We start from the raw sequence: 19,242 nt of genomic DNA on the forward strand, positions 1-19,242 counted from the left end.
GTCAGTCCGCGGACCCGCTGAGCCGCTCCCCGATCGTCCGCAGTCCTTCCAGGTCGTGGACGTCCCCGGGCAGCGCGGCGACCTCGACGATCGGCACGTCCGGGTACACCGAGACGAAGCGGTCACGGGTCCGCCGCTCGCGCACCATCACCTGCATCCGCTCGGCGTGCAGCCGCAGCAGCCCGGCCGCCAGCAGCTCGGCGTCCGGCGAGACCTGCTCCGAACCGTTCTCCTCCAGCGCCTCGGCCGCGGCCAGCGCCCGTTCGGCGGTGAGCTGCGGGGCGCCGGTCCCGTGCACCCGGTTGAGCACCAGTCCGGCCAGCGGCATCCGGTCGGCGGCCAGCCGGTCCACGAAGTACGCCGCCTCGCGCAGTGCGTCCCGCTCCGGGGCGGCCACCACCAGGAACGCCGTGCCCGGCGCCTGGAGCAGCTGGTAGGTGCGGTCCGCCCGCTCCCGGAAGCCGCCGAACATCGAGTCCGTCGCGCTGACGAAGGTCTGGACGTCTGTCAGCAGCTGGGCGCCGAAGATCTTCCCGAGGGTGCCGGTGAGCAGGCCCATCCCGGCGTTCAGGAACTTCATCGCGGACCGCCCGCCGACCTTGGCCGGGGCGGTCAGGATCCGGATCACCTTGCCGTCGAGGAAGGACCCGAGCCGGTTCGGCGCGTCCAGGAAGTCCAGCGCGGACCGGGACGGCGGTGTGTCGACGACGATGAGGTCCCACTCCTCGGCCGCCCGCAGCTGGCCGAGCTTCTCCATCGCCATGTACTCCTGCGTGCCCGCGAAGCCGGCCGACAGGGACTGGTAGAAGGGGTTCTCCATGATCGCGCGGGCCCGCTCGGGGTCGGCGTGCGCCAGCACGACCTCGTCGAAGGTCCGCTTCATGTCGAGCATCATGGCCTGGAGCTCGCCGTCGCCGGTCACGCCCTTGACGATCCGAGGGGTGTTGTCGAGCTCGGTCAGCCCCATCGACTGCGCCAGCCGCCGGGCCGGGTCGATGGTCAGGACGACGACCTTGCGGCCGCGCTCGGCGGCCCGCAGGCCGATCGCCGCCGCGGTGGTGGTCTTGCCGACGCCGCCGGACCCGCAGCACACGATGATCCGGGTCTTCGGGTTGTCGATCAGCTCGTCCACGGCGAGCCGGCTGCCGCCGGCGCCCGCGCCGCTCTGTCCGGTGGTGCCGGTCCGCCCGCTCACGCTGCCCCCTGACGCTTCAGTTCGCCCGCCAGCCGGTAGAGCGTGCCGAGGTCCACACCCTCACCCAGCAGTGGAAGTTCGTACGTCGGGAGCTTCAGGTGCTGCAGGTCGGCGCGCCGGGCGCGCTCCAGTTCCACCCGCTCGGCGTGCTCCCTGGCCTGTGCCAGCAGTGGATCGAGCAGCGGTTCGACCGCTGCCCGGACGGTCTCCGGCTTGCGCGAGCGGCCCCCGAGGCCCGCCTCGCCGAGGGCCAGCGCGACCTCCTCGCGGTGGTCGCCGTCGACCGCGGCCACCGCGGCCGCGTCCAGCAGCGGCGGCCGGACCATGTTGACCAGCACCCCGCCCACCGGCAGACCGGCCTCGCGCAGCTCGGCGATGCCGTCGACGGTCTCCTGGACCGGCATCTCCTCCAGCAGGGTGACCAGGTGCACGGCGGTCTCCGGCGACTTCAGCACCCGCATCACGGCCTGCGCCTGGCTGTGGATCGGCCCTATCCGGGCCAGCCCGGCCACCTCGGAGTTGACGTTCAGGAACCGGGTGATCCGGCCGGTCGGCGGTGCGTCCATCACCACCGCGTCATAGGTCCGCCGTCCGTCCGGGCCCTTGCGGCGGGCGGCCTCGCAGGCCTTGCCGGTCAGCAGCACGTCCCGGACGCCGGGGGCGATGGTGGTCGCGAAGTCGACGAACCCGACCTTCTGCAGCGCCTTCCCGGCCCGGCCGAGCTTGTAGAACATGTCGAGGTACTCGAGCAGGGCCTGCTCGGTGTCGATGGCGAGCGCGTGCAGCTCACCGCTCACCGAGCCGCCCGGCGTGCCACTTGCCGAGCCGCCCGCCGAGCCGCTCGCCGGCAGGCCCAGCTGGGCCGGGGTGACCGTGGCGATCCGGCGCTCCTCGTAGGGGAGTGCCGCTATGCCGAACAGCTCCGCGATGCCCTGACGGCCCTCCACCTCGATCAGCAGGGTCCGGCGTCCCTCCGCGGCGAGCGCCAGTGCCAGCGCCGCGGCCACGGTGGTCTTCCCGGTCCCGCCCTTGCCGCTGACCACGTGCAGCCGTACGCCCTCCCAGTCGGGATCGCGCCGGGCCGCCTGGCCGGGGGTGCGTGCCACGCTCCGTCTCCGTCCGTCTCCGAGGGCCGGCACCACGCAGGTGCCCTCCCGCGAGGGTAACCAGGGACCGCACCGGATGCCGGGACTACCCGGGGCGCCGGACCCGAATCATGCCCGCTTTGTGGGCCACCTCACACGCAGGAGCGCGCCCGGACGCGGACCGGGGCCGATCGCCGGGACGGAACGTCTAGAGTCTGGCCATGACCAAGTGGGAATACATGACGGCACCTCTGCTGGTGCACGCCACCAAGCAGATCCTGGACAACTTCGGCCACGACGGCTGGGAGCTGGTCCAGGTCGTACCGGGTCCGAACCCGGAGCAGCTGGTGGCCTACTTCAAGCGGGAGAAGCAGGCATGAGCAAGGTCGAGGAGAAGCTGGCCGAGCTGGGTCTGACCCTGCCGCCGGTGGCCGCCCCGGTCGCCGCCTACGTGCCCGCGCTGCGTACCGGTGACTTCGTCTTCACCTCCGGCCAGCTGCCGATGGTGGCGGGCAAGCTCCCGAGCACCGGCAAGGTCGGCGCCGAGGTCACCCCGGAGGAGGCCAAGGAGCTCGCGCAGATCTGCGCGCTGAACGCCCTGGCCGCGGTCAAGTCGGTGATCGGTGACCTCGACCTGGTCGAGCAGGTCGTCAAGGTCGTCGGCTTCGTCGCCTCCGCCCCCGACTTCACCGGCCAGCCCGGCGTGATCAACGGCACGAGCGAGCTGCTCGGCAAGGTGCTCGGCGACGCGGGCGTGCACGCCCGCAGCGCGGTGGGCGTCACCGTGCTGCCGCTGGACGCCCCGGTCGAGGTCGAGATCCAGGTCCGCGTCCGCGCCGGAGCCTGACCGACCGACCGCACCCGCGGCCGGACACCCCCGACGCGCTCGACACCCTCAACACGCTCTGCACCCTCGAGCGCGCCGGACACCCTCACGTCGGAGACCCTCGCGCCGGAGACCCTCGACGCGACGGACACCCTCGACGCCCCGACCGCCCCGGACCCGCACGGAGTCCGGGGCGGACGTGTGTCCGGGCGAGGACGCCCCGGCCCGCGAAGGGACGGTCCGCACAACGGATCACCCCTGTCCAAGCCCGCCCCCGGGCGCTTAGCATCCGGGCATGGACCAGCGAGCAACGACGCTCCCGATGCCCCCCGGCTGGCCCGCCCGGATCAGGGCGGCCGAGGCCGGGGAGCTGACCCCGCCCGTGCCCAGGCAGTCCGCCACCGTGGTGCTGCTCCGGGACACCGGGACGGACGCCGGCCCGGAGGCGTACCTGCTGCGGCGGCGCACGTCGATGGCCTTCGCCGCCGGGATGTACGCCTACCCGGGCGGCGGGGTCGACCCGCGGGACGCGGAGGCCGAGCTCGGCTGGGCCGGTCCCGGCCCGCAGGAGTGGGCCGAACGGCTCGGCGTGGACGCCCGGACCGCGCAGGCCGTGGTCTGCGCCGCCGTCCGCGAGACCTTCGAGGAGGCCGGCGTCCTGCTGGCCGGTCCGGACGCCGACAGCGTCGCCGAGCCCCGGGACTGGACCGCCGAGCGTGCCGCCCTGGAGGCCCACGAGCTCTCCTTCGCCGACTTCCTGCGCGACCACGGGCTGCTGCTCCGCAGCGACCTGCTGGCCGGCTGGGCCCGGTGGATCACCCCGGCCTTCGAGGAGCGCCGGTACGACACCTGGTTCTTCGTCGCCGCCCTGCCGACCGGGCAGCGTGCCGCCCGCGAGGTCGGCGAGGCGGACCGGGTCGCCTGGCTCACCCCGGCCGAGGCCGTCCGGGGCTACGAGGACGGCCGGTTCGGGATGCTGCCGCCGACCGTCACCGTGCTGCGCGAGCTGACGCCGGTGCGCAGCGCGGCCGAGGCGCTGGGCGCGGCGGCGGACCGTTCGCTGGAGCCGGTGCTCGGCCGGGCCGAGGTGCGCGGGGAGCGACTGACCGTCCGCTGGCCGGGGTACGACGAACTGACGATCGACGGTACGTTCCCCGAGGAACGCGTCGGCTGACCGCGCCCCACCCGTTCCTGCACCGCCCGTTCCTGCACTGCCCGTCCCTGCACCGCCCTTGCAGTACCCCCGCTCCACCCCCGAGTGATCCGTACGAGAAAGGACCGACGCCCGATGACCCACAACGATGTGGCTCGCCGGACGGCACCCGAGATGCCCGCCCGCCGCCTGATCCCGCGCCGCCCGGCCTGCGACTCCGTCAGCTTCACCGAGGTGGCGCAGCGCGCCCTCACCCGGGCGCTGCCGCTCCGGGCGCTGCACCGCGTCACCGAGGACCGCAGGTGAGCGGACTGCTGCCGGGTGACCCCGCCGCCGGGATCGGCGGCGAGGCCACCCCCCGTGCGCTCTGCGTGCTGGCGCCGAACCCGTCGCCGATGACGCTGGACGGCACCAACACCTGGCTGCTCTCCGAGCCGGGCTCGGACCTCGCGGTGGTGATCGACCCGGGCCCGCTGCACGAGGGCCATCTGCGCCGGGTGATCGAGACCGCCGAGCAGCAGGGCAAGCGGGTGGCGCTCACCCTGCTCACCCACGGGCACGCCGACCACTCCGAGGGAGCGGCCCGGTTCGCCGAACTGACCGGCAGCGAGGTCCGCGCACTGGACCCGGCGCACCGGCTCGGTTCGGAGGGGCTCACGGACGGCCAGCGCCTGGACGTCGGCGGCCTCGACCTGCGGGTGATCGGCACCCCCGGCCACACCTCGGACTCGCTCACCTTCCACCTGCCCGCGGACGGCGCGATCCTGACCGGCGACACCGTCCTCGGGCGGGGCACCACGATGGTCGCCCACCCGGACGGCAGGCTCGGCGACTACCTGGACTCGCTGCGGCACCTGCACGGCATGGCCGCCGAGCACGGCGTCCGGACGGTGCTGCCGGGGCACGGGCCGGTGCTCGCGGACGCGCTCGGCGCGGTGGACTACTACCTGGCCCACCGGGCCGGCCGGCTGGCCCAGGTCGAGACTGCGGTCGAGGCCGGCTGCCGGACGGCGGCCGAGGTGGTGGCGCGGGTGTACGCGGACGTGGACCGCGCGCTGTGGCCGGCGGCCGAGCTGTCGGTCCTCGCGCAGCTCCAGTACCTCAGGGACCACGGGCTAATCCCGGACTGACCGGACTGACCGGACTGACCGGACTGACGGGACTGACGGGACTGACCGGGCGCCGCCTGCTGCCCGCCGGACGCGCGAAGGACCGGCGAAGGGCCCGTACGCCGGAGCGTACGGGCCCTTCGCACAGGTGCTCGGGGAGCGCGGACTACCGCGAGCGGCGGGAGAGCCGCTCGACGTCCATCAGCACGACCGCCCGGGCCTCCAGCTTCAGCCAGCCGCGGCCGGCGAAGTCGGCGAGCGCCTTGTTGACCGTCTCGCGGGAGGCGCCGACCAGCTGGGCCAGCTCCTCCTGGGTGAGGTCGTGGGCGACGTGGATGCCCTCGTCGGACTGCACGCCGAAGCGGCGGGAGAGGTCCAGCAGGGCCTTGGCGACGCGCCCGGGCACGTCGGAGAAGACCAGGTCGGACATCACGTCGTTGGTGCGGCGCAGGCGGCGGGCGATGGCGCGCAGCAGTGCGATCGAGACCTCGGGGCGCGCGTGCAGCCAGGGCTGGAGGTCGCCGTGGCCGAGGCCCAGCAGCTTGACCTCGGTCAGCGCGCTCGCGGTGGCGGTGCGCGGGCCCGGGTCGAACAGCGACAGCTCGCCGATCATCTCGCTGGGGCCGAGGACGGCGAGCATGTTCTCGCGGCCGTCCGGCGAGGCCCGGTGCAGCTTGACCTTGCCCTCGGCGACGACGTACAGCCGGTCGCCGGGGTCGCCCTCGTGGAACAGCGACTCGCCGCGGGCGAGCGTCACCTCGGTCATGGAAGCGCGCAGCTCGCCGGCCTGTTCGTCGTCGAGTGCCGCGAAGAGTGCGGCGCGCCGCAGAACGTCGTCCACGTGCTTCCTCCTTCTCGGCCGGCCGGCCGTCAAGCCCTCCGGCACAAGTTCGTACAGTGCTCTGCATCACCAAGCATGGCGCATGTCGCTCCGATCATATGAGGAGGGGGTGTGCCGAGGTGTGCTGCGCGGGGCCATTCGTACCGCCGGAACCGCTCCGGACCCGGGCTCCGAGCGGCTCGGGGACGGGCTGGGGGAGCGGTTCGGGACCAGCTCGGCACCGGCTCGGAGACCGGTTCACGACCGGCCCGGGAGCCGTCCGGCGGTCGCCGCGGGTTCACCCGGCCGGATCCGCCGCCCGGCCGTCCGCGTCCGCCGCGAGCAGGGCGTCGGCGACGGCGGTGCGCGTGTGCAGGACGGCGTGTCCGGCCCGCTGCGCGCTGGTCAGCCCGGCCGCGCGCAGGGCGGTGAGGTGCTGGGAGGTCCCGGCGGTGGAGAGCCCGGTCCGCCGGGCCAGCTCGGTGGTGGAGGCCGGCGCGTCCAGTTCGGCGAGGAGCCGGGCCCGGGAGCGCCCGAGGACGGCGGCGAGCGCCTCGGCCGGGTCCGCGACCGGCCCGGACTCCCACAGGGTGGCGACGCCGCGCGCGGGGTAGGCGAGCTGCGGCGGATCCGGCGGCAGTGTCCGGGTCAGCACCCGGGGCCAGGCGAACACCGAGGGCACCAGGACCAGCCCGGCCCCGGCGTCCAGCCGCTGGACCGCGCAGTGCCGCTGCTCCAGCCGCAGCGCGCCGCCGTCCCAGCGGACCGATTCGTGGAGGTCGTCCAGGACCTGGGCGCTGCCGCGTCCGGCGGCCTGCCGGGCGCGGTGCAGCACGTCCGCCTCCAGCAGCGCGCGGATCCGGGCCCAGTGCGGTCGCAGCGCGAACTCCCAGTACTCCTCGATGTCGGCCACCAGCAGGGGCAGCAGGCCGGACGGGTCGCGGTGCAGGGGTTCGAGGACGGCGGGCAGCCGTCCGCCGCGCTCGCCGGCCAGGATGTCGAGATCGGCCCGCACCCGGTCGGGCGGGGTCGCGGCGATCGCGGCGAGCTCCTCGGCGAGTGCGGGAGAGGCGCCGGCGGGGACCGGGGTGAGGAAGTCCGGCAGGTGGCCGGCGGCCGGGACCAGCGCGGCCAGCCGCCGCACGGCGGGTCCGGTGGCCTCCGCCGCCCGGCGGACCTGTGCGGCCCAGGGCCGGTGCAGGGCGGGGACGGCCCGTTGGGCCAGCACCCGGAGGCTGGTCACCACCTCCCACATGGGGGAGACGGCGAACCTGGTCCGGGCCAGGTCGTCCGTCGAGAACGCGAGTTCGGTCCGCATCGGTGCCCGCCCACTCTCCCGCTCCGGCCCAGGATTCAGCCTCAGCTTAATCACTGGAGGGCGCCCGAAGACCGGCCGCAGGATGTCGACGGCGCGCAACCGCCACTCCCGCCCCGGCGGCTCCCGGAACCCCTCCCGCGATCCCTCCCGAACCGAAAGCCGGTGACCCCTCATGCCCACCTCCTCCCCGCTCCCGCCGTCCACCCTCCGCACGCGGGCCGAGCGGCTGAGGGCGCTGGTCGCGGACGGAGTGCTCGTCCTGCCGAACGCCTGGGACGCCGGGAGCGCCGCAGTGATCGCCTCGGCCGGGGCGGCCGCGATCGCCACCACCAGCGGCGGCGTCTCCTGGTCACTGGGCCGGGGCGACGGCCAGCGCCTCGACCGCGCGACGGCCGTCGAGGCCGCCCGCCGGGTCGCCGCCGCCGTCGACGTGCCGGTCACGGTGGACGCCGAAGGCGGCTACGGGCCCGCGCCGGAGGATGTCGCCGAGACGGTCCGGGCCCTGGTGGGGGCGGGCGCGGCCGGGGTCAACCTGGAGGACTCGGCGGCGCCCGGCGGCCCGCTGTTCACGGTGGACGAGCAGGTCGGACGGCTGCGCGCCGCACGGTCGGCGGCGGAGGCGGCCGGCCTGCCGGAGCTGCTGGTGAACGCCCGGACGGACGTCTTCCTGTTCGGGCTGGGCGGGCTCGACGACGTGCTCGTCCGCGCCGAGGCGTACGCGGCGGCGGGTGCGGACGGCCTCTTCGTCCCCGGTCTGCTGGACCTCGACGCGCTGGCCGCGCTCTGCGCCCGCTCGCCGCTGCCGGTCAACGCGATGGCCGTGGCCGGCGGGCCGGGCGTCGCGGAACTCGCCGCCGCCGGGGTGCGCCGGATCAGCGTGGGCACCGCGCTGGCCCAGTTCGCCTACACCGCCGCCCACCGGGCGGCCGCCGAACTGCTCGGCCCCGGCACCCTGACGGAGCCGGCCGGCGCGCTCGGCTACGGCGAGGTCGACGCGCTCTTCCGGGGCTGACCGGCCCGTCAGCTCCCTGCCCTCGCCCCTCCTTCCCCGCCCGGTCCTGGCCGATCCGCCGCAGGAGCACGGCCGTCCGGCGTAGCCTTCACGCATGGCAGAGAGCAAGGTCCGGACGACCGCGTCTGCGGGGAAGCCGGTGGGGAAGGCAGGCGGGGCGCCCAAGCCCGAATCGCGGCTGGCGATGGTGCGGCGGGCGCGGAGGATCAACCGGGAGCTGGCGGAGCTGTACCCGTACGCGCACCCGGAGCTGGACTTCGACAACCCGTTCCAACTGCTGGTGGCCACCGTGCTGTCGGCGCAGACCACCGATCTGCGGGTGAACCAGACGACGCCGGCGCTGTTCGCCAAGTACCCCTCGCCGGAGGACATGGCGGCGGCGAACCCGGCGGAGCTGGAGGAGATCATCCGGCCGACCGGGTTCTTCCGGAACAAGGCGAAGTCCCTGATCGGCCTCTCGATCGCGCTGCGCGACGAGTTCGGCGGCGAGGTCCCCGGCCGGCTGGCGGACCTGGTCACCCTCCCCGGGGTCGGTCGCAAGACCGCCAACGTCGTCCTCGGCAATGCCTTCGGCGTCCCCGGGATCACCGTGGACACCCACTTCGGCCGCCTCGCCCGCCGGTTCGGGTGGACCACCGACGAGGACCCGGTGAAGGTCGAGGCGGCGGTCGCGGAGATCTTCCCGAAGTCCGAGTGGACGATGCTCTCGCACCGCGTGGTCTTCCACGGCCGGCGGATCTGCCACTCCCGGAAGCCGGCCTGCGGAGCCTGCCCGATCGCACCGCTCTGCCCCTCCTACGGCGAGGGCGAGACCGATCCCGAGAAGGCGAAGAAGCTGCTCAAGTACGAGATGGGCGGACAGCCGGGCCAGCGGCTGCGCCCGCCCGCGGACTTCCCCGGCGAGGCCGGCGCCCGCGCGGACGCCGCCGCCCACCACGGCGAGGTCGCCGACCTGGCGGTGGCCGAGTGAGCGACCGGGGGATGGTGCGGGGGGTCGAGCGGGACGGGCTGCCGACCTGGCTGGAGCCGGTCAGGGACGCCGCGGAGCGGGTGCTGCCGGAGCAGCTCAGCCGCTTCCTGCCGCCGGAGGACGGCGGCCGCGCCGCCGCCGTGCTGATGCTCTTCGGCGAGGGTGCGTCCGGCCCGGACCTGCTGCTGATCGAACGGGCCCGCTCGCTGCGCTCGCACGCCGGCCAGCCCTCCTTCCCCGGCGGCGCGCTGGACCCGGAGGACGGCGACCCGGCCGGCCCCGGCCCGGTGGCGGCGGCGCTGCGCGAGGCCTGGGAGGAGACCGGCCTGGACCCGGACGGGGTGCAGGTGTTCGCGACGCTGCCCGCGCTGTACATCCCGGTCAGCCGGTTCGTGGTGACGCCGGTGCTCGGCTGGTGGCGCCAGGAGTCGCCGGTCCGGCCGGTGGACCTCGGGGAGACCGGCGCGGTGTTCCGGGTGCCGATCGACGAGCTGACCGACCCGGCGAACCGGGCCAGGCTGCGGCACCCGTCCGGCCACATGGGACCGGCCTTCGCGGTCGGCGGCCGACTGGTCTGGGGCTTCACCGCCGGGGTGATCGACCGGGTGCTGCACCACAGCGGGCTGGAGCGGCCGTGGGACGCGGGCCGGGTTGTCGAGCTCTCGGACGAGGCGCTGGAGCTGGTGCAGGGCGACCGGGAGCGTTCCCGGGCGGTGCTCGGCCACGACGCCGGGGCGCAGTGAACCGGACGGCGGGCGGATTCGACCATCGCCCGCCCGGCGGGGTGGTCCGTCGTGGGAGGGTGTCCGGGTGAATGTCCTGGATGTGCTGTTGATCGCCGCCGCGATCGGATTCGCCGTGTCGGGCTACCGGCAGGGCTTCGTGGTCGGCGTGCTGTCGGTCCTCGGCTTCCTGGGCGGCGGACTGCTCGCCGTCCAGTTGCTGCCGCTGCTGCTCGACCACCTCAGCCCCGGGACGACCGCCTCGGTGATCGCGGTGGTGGTGGTGATCGTGCTGGCGGCGATCGGCCAGGCGATCACCACGCACTTCGGCTGGAAGCTGCGCGGCCACATCGACCGCCGCCCGGCCCGGGCGCTGGACGCCGCCGGCGGCGCCGTGGTCAATGTGATCTCGATGCTGCTGGTGGCCTGGCTGATCGGCTCCGCGCTGGCCGGGACGTCCCTGCCGACCGTCTCCAAGCAGGTCCGCACCTCGGCGATCCTGGGCGGGGTCCAGGACACCCTGCCCTCCGACGCCCCCAACTGGTTCTCGGACTTCTCCAAGGTGCTCGCCCGCAACGGCTTCCCGCAGGTGTTCAACCCCTTCGAGCACGAGCCGATCACCCAGGTCGACATTCCCGATCCGACGCTGGCCGGCAGTCCCGCGGTGGCGAAGGCCCGGCAGAGCCTGGTCAAGGTCGTCGGCACCGCCACCTCCTGCGGCAAGACGCTGGAGGGCAGCGGCTTCGTCTACGCCCCGCACCGGGTGATGACCAACGCCCACGTGGTCGGCGGGGTCAACGAGCCGACCGTGCAGATCGGCGGGGTCGGCCAGCTGTACGACGCCACGGTGGTCCGCTACGACTGGCAGCGCGACATCGCCATCCTCGACGTGCCGAAGCTGAACGCGCCGGCCCTCACCTTCGCCGGCGAGGCGAAGACCAATGACAACGCGATCGTGGCGGGCTTCCCGGAGAACGGCGCCTTCAACGTCCAGCCGGCCCGTATCCGCGGCCGGATCCAGGCGAACGGACCGGACATCTACCACCGCGGCCAGGTGGTCCGCGACGTCTACTCGGTGCGCTCGCTGGTGCGCCAGGGCAACAGCGGCGGGCCGCTGCTCACCCCGGACGGCCAGGTGTACGGGATGGTGTTCGCCAAGTCGCTGGACAGCGCGGACACCGGGTACGTGCTGACCGCGGCCGAGGTGCGCGAGGACGCCGAGCAGGGCAGCGTGGCCTCGGGCCGGGCGGACACCCAGGGCTGCGCGCTCTGACCCACCGGGCCGCCGTCGGCCCGCCACCGGGCCGGCTCGTGGGGCCGGCGGCGGGTCGAGGGGGCTGTGGCGGGTCGAGGGGGCTGCGGGGCTGCGGGTCCCTGGCTCTGCGGGGCTGTGAGTCCGCGGGGTTGCGGGTCCGCGGGGCTGCGGGTCCGTGGACGTGGGTCCGCGGACGGGGGTCGATCAGGTGTCGCGGCGGAGCCGGGCACCCACCCAGCGGGCGCGCCGGCCGAGGATGCGCGGGATACCGAGCCGGTCCTGCGCCGCGCGGGGGTGGCCGTCCGGGCCGTCGAAGCCGCCGTCGTACCCACTGTCGTAGCCGTTGTCGTAACGGCGGTCGTAACCGCGGTCGTGACCGCGGCCCTCCGTCCACTCGGAACGGTGGGCGGAACGCTGCGAGCTGTCGCTGTGCTGTCGGCCGCGCGGGGCGCTGCCGCGATCGGGCATCCAGGTCATACCGCAATGGATGCCCCTGGGCCGACGGGGGTAACCGCCCGTCCGGCCATCAACGTGGCCTATGCGCTTGTCATATGTGCGTCACCTGAAGGGAGTTGGGACCTACGGCCTGGTTCCCCCGATCGGGTGTCGGGACCTTCTGCCCCGATCCGGGGCCCCTACGCCGCCGGGCCCCGCACCGGTTCAGTCCTTGTGCCGGCCGATCCAGTCCAGCAGCTCGGCCGTGAACTGCTCCGGCGCCTCCTCGTGCGGGAAGTGCCCGATCCCCGGCAGCAGCCGCCAGCGGTACGGCGCGGCCACGTACTCGCCGCCGCCCAGCGCGGTGTGCGACAGCAGCACCGGGTCCGCCGCCCCCTGGATGTGCAGGGTGGGCGCGGTGATGGGCTTCTTCATCCGGCGCGCGAACTGGATGCCGTCCGGCCGGGCCATCGAGCGCAGCAGCCACCGGTAGGGCTCGATCGAGCAGTGCGCGGTGCTGGGGATCCGGATCGCCTCCCGGTACGCGGCCACCGCCGCGCGGTCCAGCTGGTTGCGTCCGGTCCAGGCGTCCAGGTAGCGGCCGACCAGCGCGGCGTCGTCGGCGACCAGGCGGCGCTCCGGTATCCACGGCCGCTGGAAGCCCAGGATGTGCTCGAAGGCGGCCATCTGCCGCCGGTCGGTCAGCAGGGCCCGGCGGAGGTCCCGGGGGTGCGCGGCGGAGACCACGGTGAGGCTCTGGATCACCGAGGGCCGCATCACGGCGGCCACCCAGGACAGCGTGCCGCCGGAGGCGTGGCCGACCAGGTGCGCCCGGTTCTCGCCGAGGGAGCGGATCACCCCGGTGATGTCCAGCGCGAGGTTGCCCGGGTCGTAGCCGCGGGGGGTGCGGTCGCTGCCGCCGATGCCGCGCAGGTCCAGGGCGACGGCCCGGTAGCCGGCCTCGGCGAGTGCGGTCAGCTGGTGGCGCCAGGCCCACCAGTACTGCGGCCAGCCGTGGACCAGCAGGACCAGCGGGCCCTCGCCGAGTTCGGCGATGTGGAAGCGGGCGCCGTTGGCGGCGAGGTCGCGGTGGGTCCACGGTCCGGCCTGCCGGACGTCCCAGGGGGCCGGAGGCGTGCCCTGGACGTCGCCGCCGTCACCGGGGGAGGTGCCGACGGACCCGGAGGCGGTGTCGCCGGAACCGGCGGACGGCTGTGCGGGCACGGGCTTCTGGTCGAGCGACATACCGAGAGCGTGTCACATCCGCGCGCCGGACACGCGCCCGGCACTCGCACTCGGGCCGTTCGGGCCCGCCGAGCACCGGCCGCGCGTCCACGACGCGGTCGCCGGGCCTACGGGATGCGGCCCAGGGCGCGGTCGATCTCCTCCTTGGTGGCGGGACGCGGCCGCGCGTTCTTCAGGACGTCGGCGGTCTTCTGCGCGCCCTCGATGGTGCGGACCGGCTTCTCGATCTTCTTGAACGAACGCAGCGCCAGCAGGCCCAGCAGCACGGCCAGCAGCAGGTACGCGCCGGCCACGACCAGGAACGACCAGCCGAGCGAGAGGCCCAGCGCGTGGATGCCGAACGCCGCGGCGGCGCTGAGCATCGGGACGGCGGCCAGGGCCACCACACCGGCGACAGCCAGCGAGACGCCGCCGGAGACACCGCGCTTGACGTCGGCGCGGATCTCGGCCTTGGCGAGCGCGATCTCGTCGTGGACCAGGGCGGACAGGTCGGCGGTGGCCGCGGCGAACAGCTGCCCCACCGAACGCTCGCCCTCATAGGGCGCCCGGCCGTTGCTGGACGGGTCTGCGGCTCCTGCGGGCATCAGCGGTTCTCCTCTTCGGCCGTGCGGCGAGTGACGCCGCCGCACGGTGCGGCTCCCCGGTGGTTCCGGGTACCGGGGCGGGCCCGGTGGCGTCGGTGGACTGTCGACAGTTCAGAATCATGCCCCTACCGGACGAGCGGACACCACTCCGGGGGGCCCGGCGAGGGACGTGTTCCGGGCAGGTCCGGCCCGGGCCCGGCTCAATGCGGGTGGTGCGGGCCCTCGTCGGCCGGGTGCGCGCCCGGTTGCGGACGGTCCGGTCGGCCCCGCAGTCCGGCCGTGCGCGCCTGCCAGGCCGGGTCGTCCAACTGGTAGACGTCGGGGATGCCGTCGCCGTCGAGGTCGCGGTCCTCCTCCTCGCACAGCTCGCGGTAGTGCCGGTTGCGCAGCTTCAGCAGCACGGTGGCGATCAGCGCGCAGAGCAGCGAACCCACCAGAACGGCCGCCTTGGCCCGGTCGGCGAGGGCCGGGTCGTCGGGGAAGGCCAGTTCGCTGATCAGGAGCGAGACCGTGAAGCCGATGCCGGCCAGCACCGAGACGGCGAACATGTCCGCCCACTTGAGCTGCGGGTTCAGTTCCGCGCGGGTGAAGCGGGCGGCCAGTCGGGTGCCGCCGAAGATGCCCACGGTCTTGCCGACCAGCAGGCCGAGCACGATGCCGAGCGGGGCCGCCTGGGTGAACACCTCGCGCAGGGCCGGCCCGGAGATCGTCACCCCGGCGGCGAACAGCGCGAAGACCGGCACGGCGAACCCGGCCGAGATCGGGCGGACCAGGTGTTCGATGTGCTCGCCGGGGGAGGACTTCTCGTCGCCCTCCCGGTGGCAGCGGAGCAGCAGGCCCATCGCGACGCCCGCCACCGTGGCGTGCACGCCGCTCTCGTGCATCAGCGCCCAGATCACGAAGGCGAGCGGTACGAACAGGTACCAGCCGTGGACCCCGCGCCGGTGCAGGAACCAGAACAGCACCAGTCCGGCGAAGGCCAGTCCGAGCGCCCAGAACTTGATGCCGGAGCTGTAGAAGATCGCGATGATCAGGATCGCGATCAGGTCGTCCACCACCGCGAGGGTGAGCAGAAAGGCGCGCAGCGCCGAGGGCAGGTGGCTGCCGACCACGGCGAGCACGCCGAGCGCGAAGGCGATGTCGGTGGCGGTCGGGATGGCCCAGCCGTTCGGATGCCCGCCGGGGCCGGCGTTGGCCACCGCGAACACGATCGCGGGCAGCGCGACGCCGCAGACGGCGGCTATGACGGGGAGGATCGCCGCGCTGGGGCTGCGCAGCTCACCTGCCACGAACTCGCGCTTGAGCTCGATCCCGGCCACGAAGAAGAAGATCGTCAGCAGTCCGTCCTTCGCCCACGCGTCCAGACTGAGGTCCAGGTGGAGCGGGGCGGAGGGGCCGACGGTGTAGTCCAGGACGGACTCGTAGGCGGCCGGCCAGACATTGGCCCAGATCAGTGCGACGACCGAGGCGAGCAGCAGCAGTACGCCGCCGACGGTCTCGGTGCGCAGCGCGTCCGTGATGTAGGTGCGCTCGGGAAGGGACAGCCTGCCGAGGAGCTGGCGGCGTCGGGTCGTCGGCTCGTTGACGGGCGGCTGGCTGGCCACGGACGGCCTCCTGGGGGCGGGGACGGTGTACGGAGATGCACCGGTGGTGCATTGCCGACCAGACTTCCCGGCTCGCCCTGTGACGCGAATCTTGATGCGTCGTTGACAGTATAACGGGAACGACAAGGCGAGATCCGGATTGTCATACTTCAGGACCTAAGCCTGGGTGGCCTGTTGTGCACCCGTCCGTACGGCCGATCGGCACCCGAACGGAGTCGGCGGCGTGCAGACGGGTGAACGGCTCTCTATCGTCGACCGCAGGGCCCGGCCGAGGTCGGAGCCCCGGTCCAGGGGATTTCCCCGGGTCCCTCACCTTCGCGCTGTGGAGGCGCCGCCATGCCCAGACCGCCCCTCTTATCCTTCCGTTCGTATACGTCTCGTGGGTCCTGTCCGTGCTGCGGGCGTCGTTCGTCCTGCGGGTCCCGTGCGTTCTGCGCGCCGCTTTCGTCCTGCGCACCGCGTTCGTCCTGCGCGCCTCGCACGTCCCGGCCCGGCCGCCGGAGCGCCCTCCGATGAATGCCCCGCTGTACGGCCCGCCCGACCCCGAACTCGACCGCCTGCTCCGCCCGCTGTTCCGCGCCGCCGCACCGGCCGGTGGCGCCGCCGTCGTGGTGATCCGCGGCGACGAGCGGACCGTCGCCTGCCGAGGCCACGCCGTCCGCTCCACCGAACGCCCGGTCCGCGCCGACACCCGCTTCGAACTCGGCTCCGTCACCAAGACGTTCACCGGCCTGCTGCTGGCCGAGATGGCCGCCCGGGGCGAGGTCGGCTACGACGATCCGATCGACCGCTACCTGCCCGCGGACGCCGCCCCCGGCTACCCGCAGGAGCGCCCGATCACCCTGCTCCACCTGGCCACCCACACCTCCGGCCTGCCCCGGCTGCCGGACGGGGTGCTGCCCGGACAGGTCCCGCGCTGGTTCACCCGTCCCTACGCCACCTTCGGGCCGGCGCACCTGCTGCGGGCGCTGCCCCGGACGGCGGTGCGCGGCACGCCGGGCACCCAGGTCCGGTACTCCAACCTCGGCTGCGGGCTGCTCGGCCTGCTGCTCGCCAACGCGGCCGGGCAGCGGTACGACGATCTGCTCGCCGCCCGGGTCTGCGGGCCGCTCGGTCTGATGGACACCTCCTGCGGCCCCGGCCGGGAGGAGGACGCCGGATACCGGCGCGGGCGCAGGGTGCCGTCCTTCCGGCTGCCCGCCCTGCCGGGCGCCGCCGCGCTCCGCTCCACCGCGGACGACATGCTCCGCTACCTCCAGGCCCACCTCGCGCTGGACGCCGTTCCGCTCCCCGAGCGGGCCGACGCGGCGGCGCTGCGGACGGCGCTGAACGAGGTGCGGCGCCCGCGCACCGACGGGCGGCGCGGCGGGCCGCGGATCTGCCTGGGGTGGAACCACCGCGCCCTTCCGGCGGGGGTGGCGGAACCGCGGGCGGCCGGGAAGCCGGTGCTGCCGGTGCCCGCGGCGTCCGACGGGGCAGCGTCCGACGGGGCGGGACCCGACGGGGCGGGGTCGGTCGAGACCGGTGAGGTGGTCTACCACGTGGGTGCCGCCCGGCGGTCCACCGCCTTCGTCGGGTTCAGCCCCCGGGCCCAGGTGGGCCTGGCGGTCCTGGCCGGCGGACAGCCGCTGCGCAGCCGCGCCCTGGTGCAGAGCGCGCACGAGACCCTGCGCGTGCTGATCGCCGAATTCGGCGAGAGCTGACCGCCGGACCTGTTCCGGAGCCGACGGTGCCCCGGGCGGTAGCTACCGCCCGGGGCACCGTCGTGCCTGCTGCACCGCGCCGCCTTCAGGGAGTGGCGCGGAGCAGCGGCCGAGGTCGGACCTCCTGGATCAGCCCTCGGAACCGGCCGGCGGGAGCTGGGCCTGGATGAGGTTCATCACGGTGGAGTCGGCGAGGGTGGTGGTGTCACCGATCTCGCGGCCCTCGGCGATGTCGCGCAGCAGGCGGCGCATGATCTTGCCGGAGCGGGTCTTCGGCAGCTCGCCGACGACCTTGATCTGCTTCGGCTTGGCGATCGGGCCGAGGGTGCGGCCGACGTGCGCCCGCAGCTCCTCGACCAGCTCCGGGCTGTCGGTGGCGGTGCCGCGCAGGATGACGAAGGCGACGATCGCCTGGCCGGTGGTGGCGTCGGTGGCGCCGACGACCGCCGACTCGGCCACCGAGGGGTGCCCGACCAGCGCCGACTCGACCTCGGTGGTCGAGATGTTGTGGCCGGAGACCAGCATGACGTCGTCGACCCGGCCGAGCAGCCAGATGTCGCCGTCCTCGTCCTTCTTGGCACCGTCGCCGGCGAAGTAGCGGCCCTCGAAGCGCGACCAGTAGGTGTCGATGTAGCGCTGGTCGTCGCCCCAGATGGTGCGCAGCATGGAGGGCCACGGCTCGGTGAGCACGAGGTAGCCGCCGGAGCCGTTGGCGACCTCGGTGCCGTTGTCGTCGACCACGGTGGCCGCGATGCCGGGCAGCGCGCGCTGGGCGGAGCCGGGCTTGGTCTCGGTGACACCGGGCAGCGGGCTGATCATGATGGCGCCGGTCTCGGTCTGCCACCAGGTGTCCACGATCGGGGCGGTGGAGGCGCCGATGTGCTCGCGGTACCAGATCCAGGCCTCGGGGTTGATCGGCTCGCCGACGCTGCCCAGCACCCGCAGGGAGGACAGGTCGAACTTGGCGGGGATGTCGTCGCCCCACTTCATGAAGGTGCGGATCGCGGTGGGCGCCGTGTAGAGGATGGTGACGCCGTACTTCTGCACGATCTCCCAGAACCGGCCCTGGTGGGGAGTGTCGGGGGTGCCCTCGTAGATGACCTGGGTGGCGCCGTTGGAGAGCGGGCCGTAGACGATGTACGAGTGCCCGGTGACCCAGCCGATGTCGGCGGTGCACCAGTAGACGTCGCTCTCCGGCTTGAGGTCGAAGACGGCGTGGTGGGTGTAGCTGGCCTGGGTGAGGTAGCCGCCGGTGGTGTGCAGGATGCCCTTGGGCTTCCCGGTGGTGCCGGAGGTGTAGAGGATGAACAGCGGGTGCTCGGCCTCGTGTGCCTCGGGGGTGTGCTCGGTGGACTGGCGGGCGGTGAGCTCGTGCCACCACACGTCCCGGCCCTCGGTCCAGGCGGTGTCCTGGCCGGTGCGGCGCACGACCAGGACGTGCTCGACGCCCTCGGCCTTGGTGAGGGCCTCGTCGATGGCGGGCTTGAGGGCGGAGGGCTTGCCGCGCCGGTAGCCGCCGTCGGCGGTGATGACGAGCTTGGCCCGGGCGTCCTGGATGCGGGAGGCGACGGCGTCGGCCGAGAAGCCGCCGAAGACCACGGAGTGCGTGGCACCGATGCGGGCGCAGGCGAGCATCGAGACGACGGCCTCGGGGATCATCGGCAGGTAGATCGCGACGCGGTCGCCCTTGGTGACGCCGAGTTCGAGCAGGGCGTTGGCGGCCTGGGAGACCTCGTCCTTGAGCTGGGCGTAGGTGATGGAGCGGCCGTCGCCGGGCTCGCCCTCGAAGTGGATGGCGACGCGGTCGCCGTGACCGGCCTCGACGTGGCGGTCCACGCAGTTGTAGGCGATGTTGAGCTTGCCGTCGGCGAACCACTTCGCGAAGGGCGGGTTGGACCAGTCGAGCGTCTGCGTGGGCTCGACGGCCCAGGTGAGGCGGCGGGCCTGCTCGGCCCAGAAGCCGAGGCGGTCCTCGGATGCCTGGGCGTACGCGGCCGCGGTGACGTTGGCGGCTGCGGCGAGCTCTGCCGGCGGGGCGAAACGCCGCTCCTCCTTGAGCAGGTTGGCCAGGCTCTCGTTGCTCAACGCGCACTCCTCATGAGTCATGATCGGGGTCGTTTCCCGTGCGTGGGGATTGTCCCGTGTGTCCCAGCGCACAGCTCACCAGGCGAAGAGGTCAGTTGACAAGAGGCTCTGGCTAATTGGT

Annotated in this window: 19 protein-coding genes; 10 read left to right on the forward strand and 9 right to left on the reverse strand. The window is 73.9% G+C overall.

Annotated features, from left to right (window positions below; all coding sequences use genetic code 11):
- Position 1: 1 nt before the first annotated feature.
- A complete protein-coding gene (bagB, locus tag IF01_RS0108300; protein ID WP_030392641.1) occupies positions 2 to 1,195 on the reverse strand; it encodes an ATPase BagB in 1,194 nt (397 codons plus the stop codon).
- Entirely contained in the window at positions 1,192 to 2,301 is a 1,110-nt protein-coding gene (gene bagA, locus IF01_RS0108305; protein ID WP_051740475.1) for an ATPase BagA, read from the reverse strand. The genes bagB and bagA overlap by 4 nt, the downstream gene beginning before the upstream one ends.
- A 200-nt stretch (positions 2,302 to 2,501) precedes the next feature.
- Here bagA and sp36 point away from each other — a divergent pair, with 200 nt between their 5' ends.
- From sp36 to IF01_RS0108330, 5 genes are all read left to right on the forward strand, one after another.
- Positions 2,502 to 2,660 carry a Sp36 family protein gene (gene sp36, locus IF01_RS48905; protein ID WP_093860985.1) on the forward strand — a complete coding sequence of 53 codons (159 nt, stop codon included), beginning with the start codon at positions 2,502 to 2,504 and terminating at the stop codon, positions 2,658 to 2,660.
- Positions 2,657 to 3,127, forward strand: a complete 471-nt coding sequence (locus IF01_RS0108315) for a RidA family protein (protein ID WP_030392643.1) — start codon at positions 2,657 to 2,659, stop codon at positions 3,125 to 3,127. Before sp36 ends, IF01_RS0108315 begins: the two co-directional genes overlap by 4 nt.
- Before the next feature lie 274 nt (positions 3,128 to 3,401).
- Positions 3,402 to 4,280 (forward strand): NUDIX hydrolase, encoded by an 879-nt coding sequence (locus IF01_RS0108320; RefSeq protein WP_208624292.1) that lies wholly within the window; start codon positions 3,402 to 3,404, stop codon positions 4,278 to 4,280.
- Between the two features lie 114 nt (positions 4,281 to 4,394).
- Entirely contained in the window at positions 4,395 to 4,565 is a 171-nt protein-coding gene (locus IF01_RS48135; RefSeq protein ID WP_157855182.1) for a hypothetical protein, read from the forward strand.
- Positions 4,562 to 5,389 (forward strand): MBL fold metallo-hydrolase, encoded by an 828-nt coding sequence (locus IF01_RS0108330; RefSeq protein ID WP_030392645.1) that lies wholly within the window; start codon positions 4,562 to 4,564, stop codon positions 5,387 to 5,389. Before IF01_RS48135 ends, IF01_RS0108330 begins: the two co-directional genes overlap by 4 nt.
- A 145-nt stretch (positions 5,390 to 5,534) precedes the next feature.
- On the opposite strand, the gene IF01_RS0108335 is transcribed toward IF01_RS0108330, so the two are convergent.
- Both IF01_RS0108335 and IF01_RS0108340 read right to left on the reverse strand, forming a co-directional pair.
- Entirely contained in the window at positions 5,535 to 6,209 is a 675-nt protein-coding gene (locus IF01_RS0108335; RefSeq protein ID WP_030392646.1) for a Crp/Fnr family transcriptional regulator, read from the reverse strand.
- Between the two features lie 277 nt (positions 6,210 to 6,486).
- Positions 6,487 to 7,506, reverse strand: coding sequence for an ArsR/SmtB family transcription factor (locus IF01_RS0108340; RefSeq protein WP_030392647.1), 1,020 nt, complete (start codon positions 7,504 to 7,506; stop codon positions 6,487 to 6,489).
- A gap of 172 nt (positions 7,507 to 7,678) precedes the next feature.
- On the opposite strand from IF01_RS0108340, the gene IF01_RS0108345 reads away from it, so the two are divergent.
- From IF01_RS0108345 to IF01_RS0108360, 4 genes are all read left to right on the forward strand, one after another.
- On the forward strand, positions 7,679 to 8,518 hold the full coding sequence (locus IF01_RS0108345; protein WP_030392648.1) for an isocitrate lyase/PEP mutase family protein: 840 nt from the start codon (positions 7,679 to 7,681) through the stop codon (positions 8,516 to 8,518).
- 94 nt (positions 8,519 to 8,612) lie between these two features.
- Positions 8,613 to 9,488: an endonuclease III gene (nth, locus tag IF01_RS0108350; RefSeq protein WP_078879769.1), complete on the forward strand. Its 876-nt coding sequence runs from the start codon at positions 8,613 to 8,615 to the stop codon at positions 9,486 to 9,488.
- 11 nt (positions 9,489 to 9,499) lie between these two features.
- Complete coding sequence (locus tag IF01_RS0108355; protein WP_030392650.1) at positions 9,500 to 10,231, forward strand: NUDIX hydrolase; 732 nt, start codon at positions 9,500 to 9,502, stop codon at positions 10,229 to 10,231.
- Positions 10,232 to 10,298: 67 nt separating this feature from the next.
- Positions 10,299 to 11,483, forward strand: coding sequence for a MarP family serine protease (locus IF01_RS0108360; protein WP_030392651.1), 1,185 nt, complete (start codon positions 10,299 to 10,301; stop codon positions 11,481 to 11,483).
- Between the two features lie 186 nt (positions 11,484 to 11,669).
- Here the strand turns inward: IF01_RS0108360 and IF01_RS0108365 are convergent, their stop codons facing one another.
- From IF01_RS0108365 to nhaA, 4 genes are all read right to left on the reverse strand, one after another.
- Positions 11,670 to 11,942 carry a hypothetical protein gene (locus tag IF01_RS0108365; RefSeq protein ID WP_030392652.1) on the reverse strand — a complete coding sequence of 91 codons (273 nt, stop codon included), beginning with the start codon at positions 11,940 to 11,942 and terminating at the stop codon, positions 11,670 to 11,672.
- 183 nt (positions 11,943 to 12,125) lie between these two features.
- Positions 12,126 to 13,145, reverse strand: a complete 1,020-nt coding sequence (locus IF01_RS0108370) for an alpha/beta fold hydrolase (RefSeq protein ID WP_078879770.1) — start codon at positions 13,143 to 13,145, stop codon at positions 12,126 to 12,128.
- A gap of 107 nt (positions 13,146 to 13,252) precedes the next feature.
- Positions 13,253 to 13,729 (reverse strand): phage holin family protein, encoded by a 477-nt coding sequence (locus IF01_RS0108375; protein ID WP_030392654.1) that lies wholly within the window; start codon positions 13,727 to 13,729, stop codon positions 13,253 to 13,255.
- Positions 13,730 to 13,929: 200 nt separating this feature from the next.
- Entirely contained in the window at positions 13,930 to 15,333 is a 1,404-nt protein-coding gene (gene nhaA, locus IF01_RS0108380; RefSeq protein WP_078879771.1) for a Na+/H+ antiporter NhaA, read from the reverse strand.
- A gap of 392 nt (positions 15,334 to 15,725) precedes the next feature.
- Between nhaA and IF01_RS0108385 the strand changes: the two genes are divergently transcribed.
- Positions 15,726 to 17,036, forward strand: coding sequence for a serine hydrolase domain-containing protein (locus IF01_RS0108385; RefSeq protein ID WP_051755017.1), 1,311 nt, complete (start codon positions 15,726 to 15,728; stop codon positions 17,034 to 17,036).
- 129 nt (positions 17,037 to 17,165) lie between these two features.
- On the opposite strand, the gene acs is transcribed toward IF01_RS0108385, so the two are convergent.
- Entirely contained in the window at positions 17,166 to 19,142 is a 1,977-nt protein-coding gene (gene acs, locus IF01_RS0108390; RefSeq protein ID WP_030392657.1) for an acetate--CoA ligase, read from the reverse strand.
- Positions 19,143 to 19,242: the final 100 nt, after the last annotated feature.

The sequence above is a fragment of the Kitasatospora purpeofusca genome (assembly GCF_000718025.1).
GTDB lineage: Bacteria > Actinomycetota > Actinomycetes > Streptomycetales > Streptomycetaceae > Kitasatospora > Kitasatospora purpeofusca.

Bases quoted from the DNA above. Each gene is read 5' to 3' on its own strand.
- sp36 (WP_093860985.1), top strand. From the start codon at position 2,502: ATGACCAAGTGGGAATACATGACGGCACCTCTGCTGGTGCACGCCACC.
- IF01_RS0108315 (WP_030392643.1), top strand. From the start codon at position 2,657: ATGAGCAAGGTCGAGGAGAAGCTGGCCGAGCTGGGTCTGACCCTGCCG.
- IF01_RS0108320 (WP_208624292.1), top strand. From the start codon at position 3,402: ATGGACCAGCGAGCAACGACGCTCCCGATGCCCCCCGGCTGGCCCGCC.
- IF01_RS48135 (WP_157855182.1), top strand. From the start codon at position 4,395: ATGACCCACAACGATGTGGCTCGCCGGACGGCACCCGAGATGCCCGCC.
- IF01_RS0108340 (WP_030392647.1), bottom strand. From the start codon at position 7,506: ATGCGGACCGAACTCGCGTTCTCGACGGACGACCTGGCCCGGACCAGG.
- IF01_RS0108345 (WP_030392648.1), top strand. From the start codon at position 7,679: ATGCCCACCTCCTCCCCGCTCCCGCCGTCCACCCTCCGCACGCGGGCC.
- nth (WP_078879769.1), top strand. From the start codon at position 8,613: ATGGCAGAGAGCAAGGTCCGGACGACCGCGTCTGCGGGGAAGCCGGTG.
- IF01_RS0108355 (WP_030392650.1), top strand. From the start codon at position 9,500: ATGGTGCGGGGGGTCGAGCGGGACGGGCTGCCGACCTGGCTGGAGCCG.
- IF01_RS0108365 (WP_030392652.1), bottom strand. From the start codon at position 11,942: ATGACCTGGATGCCCGATCGCGGCAGCGCCCCGCGCGGCCGACAGCAC.
- IF01_RS0108370 (WP_078879770.1), bottom strand. From the start codon at position 13,145: ATGTCGCTCGACCAGAAGCCCGTGCCCGCACAGCCGTCCGCCGGTTCC.
- IF01_RS0108375 (WP_030392654.1), bottom strand. From the start codon at position 13,729: ATGCCCGCAGGAGCCGCAGACCCGTCCAGCAACGGCCGGGCGCCCTAT.
- acs (WP_030392657.1), bottom strand. From the start codon at position 19,142: ATGACTCATGAGGAGTGCGCGTTGAGCAACGAGAGCCTGGCCAACCTG.